Here is a 2,477-nt window from a genome sequence, read left to right as displayed (position 1 = left end):
TTCAATAAAGATTTTTTAGGCATGTTGTTAGATCCTTATCGTTAGCCCTGGCACGCTGATACTAATAACACGCCTGTAATTCTTTGTTCCCTTCTAGTTAGGAGTGTGATGTAATGCACATTCATTGGTTTCCTGGCCATATGGCCAAAGCTCAGCGGATGATTACTAAACAACTCAGTCTGATTGATGTCGTTGTCGAACTTCTTGATGCGCGGATTCCCATAAGTAGTGCTAATCCTATGATTGCTGAAATTGTCGGCGATAAACCTAGAGTTGTAGCGCTTAACAAGGCTGACTTAGCCGAAACAGCACGAACAACAGAATGGATTCAGTATTTTCGCACCCAGGGATTAACAACCGTTACTATCGATGCTGCCAGTGGTAGAGGCATGAAGGAACTGGTTAACAAAGTAGAACAAGAGGCTAGTGAAAAAATTGCCAAACTGACTGCCAAAGGCATAAAAGGGCGGCCAATAAGAGCCATGATTTTAGGTATCCCTAATGTTGGTAAATCTTCACTTATCAATAGACTGTTAGGTACGGCAACCGCTAAGACAGGTGACAGGCCTGGCGTAACCCGCGGCCAGCAATGGCTAAAAGTCGGCAAAAATCTTGAACTCTTAGATACTCCCGGTGTTTTATGGCCGAAAATGGATGACCAGGAGGTTGCTTTTAAGCTGGCTGTTACTGGTGCGATTAAAGATGATATCTATGATATGGAAAAAGTCATCATGAGGCTTCTGGAAATACTGCGAGATAACTATAGTGATCGCTTGCGAGAACGCTATAAATTAACACAAGAAGTATTGCCGGAGGATGCTCATGAGTTATTATCCCTTATTGGTACCAAAAGGGGTTGTCTGCGTAGTGGCGGCGTAGTCGATGAAGAAAAGGTCAGACGAATTATACTTACTGACTTCCGTTCAGGCAAGCTTGGAAAGTTTACCCTTGATAATCCTAATCAGCCAAGCTGCTAATTAGAATTATTGTATCTTGGGCTTAAGCAAGCAGAGTATTGGCCACTCGTACATATGTAGCTCTTCCATTTGTTAGATATAAACTTATTTTAGGACGAAAAAGAACGGCTAAATGATTTTGGCCGTTCTTTTGATGCTCGTTCTTAAAATAGCCAAATGGGAAAAACGTGTAGAAACCAGGCTTGGGTAAAATAGGTGGACTACATTCTAAATGACATGTAAGTTTTTATCTTGATGAGAGAAGTGGATTAAACTTGATTACGCCATACTGACAAGGAGGCAATTGATATTGCCATAAGGCGAGTTCAAGAGCATCGGCAAGTTCCTCATGCTGCAATTGGTTCAGAAGGATAGCAAAAAGTTTACGAAGATTATTAAAATGAATCAGCATACTATGATATTATATGGGCGTAACGATGATTCGTACTGATAGTTTAGTTATGATGTACGAAAGGAGAAGGTTAGTGATTATATTCAAATCAGACAAAGAGATTCAAATTATGAGAGAAGCTGGCAGAATTGTGGCTCAATGTCATGAAGTTCTAAAGGAGTATATTCAACCGGGAATTACTACTAAAGAACTGGATCAAATTGCCGAAACATTTATTTTACAAGCAGGGGCAATCCCCAGCTTCAAAGGCCACCATGGATATCCTGCGTGTATTTGTACATCCATCAATGATGTTATTTGTCATGGAATACCTGATGAGACGAAATTAAAATCCGGCGATGTTATTACCATTGATATTGGCGTTAAGTTAAATGGGTATCATGGCGATTCCGGGTGGACGTATGCTGTAGGTCGAGTAAGTCCTGATATTGAGCAATTAATGAAGGTAACAAAAGAGTGTTTAGAATTAGGAATTCAACAGGCCCGACCAGGAAAACGAATTGGCGATATTGGCGCTGCTATTCAAAGTTATGCAGAAAGCTATCAATATGGAGTGGTTCGTGAATTTTGTGGTCATGGTATTGGGAGAAATTTGTGGGAAGAACCTGAAATTCCCCACTATGGACGAGCTGGCAAAGGCCCTTTGATTAAGCCAGGGATGGTACTGGCTATTGAACCCATGATTACGAACGGCGGGTGGAGGGCGCGAATTGACAATGATGGCTGGACTGCGCGGACTGTTGACCATTCTATTTGTATTCAATATGAGCACACAATTGCTGTATTGGAGGATGAGACTATTATTTTGACACAATTATAAACTATTTTCTTGATCCATACAGACTATCTTTCAACAAGTAATATGTACCCCATAAGGATAAAGCCCATGACTATAATTAAATCCATAGGTTTAAAGGAATAAGGCTTTCTTTTGCGTTCAGCCTTGATTCGCTCGCGGGCTTTGAAACGTTCAAGCTCTTCCTCATAGATTCTTTGTTTCTCTTTGCGGGTAAGTGGCATAGGTTTCACCTCTGCAAATGTTTAACTTTCTTGGCAGCCAAACTTACAGTATCTTCGCACCCTAGTTGCCACGTTAATCGCGGCATTTT

The 2,477-nt window shown here is 41.0% G+C and carries 3 protein-coding genes; 2 read left to right on the top strand and 1 reads right to left on the bottom strand.

Annotation, left to right across the window (positions count from 1 at the left end; genetic code table 11):
- Window positions 1-113: 113 nt before the first annotated feature.
- A complete protein-coding gene (ylqF, locus tag AC29Z1_RS16585; protein WP_488272560.1) occupies window positions 114-977 on the top strand; it encodes a ribosome biogenesis GTPase YlqF in 864 nt (287 codons plus the stop codon).
- 464 nt (window positions 978-1,441) lie between these two features.
- On the top strand, window positions 1,442-2,188 hold the full coding sequence (gene map, locus AC29Z1_RS16580) for a type I methionyl aminopeptidase (protein ID WP_488272559.1): 747 nt from the start codon (window positions 1,442-1,444) through the stop codon (window positions 2,186-2,188).
- 23 nt (window positions 2,189-2,211) lie between these two features.
- Here the strand turns inward: map and AC29Z1_RS16575 are convergent, their stop codons facing one another.
- Window positions 2,212-2,388 (bottom strand): hypothetical protein, encoded by a 177-nt coding sequence (locus AC29Z1_RS16575; protein WP_488272558.1) that lies wholly within the window; start codon window positions 2,386-2,388, stop codon window positions 2,212-2,214.
- Between the last annotated feature and the right edge of the window lie 89 nt (window positions 2,389-2,477).

This window comes from Sporomusa sp., from assembly GCF_057736855.1.
The sequence above is the reverse complement of the archived record's forward strand: the minus strand, read 5'-3'. Positions and strand labels throughout refer to the sequence as shown.

Excerpts from the sequence above, each read along its gene's own strand:
- ylqF (WP_488272560.1), top strand. The coding sequence starts at position 114 with ATGCACATTCATTGGTTTCCTGGCCATATGGCCAAAGCTCAGCGGATG.
- AC29Z1_RS16575 (WP_488272558.1), bottom strand. The coding sequence starts at position 2,388 with ATGCCACTTACCCGCAAAGAGAAACAAAGAATCTATGAGGAAGAGCTT.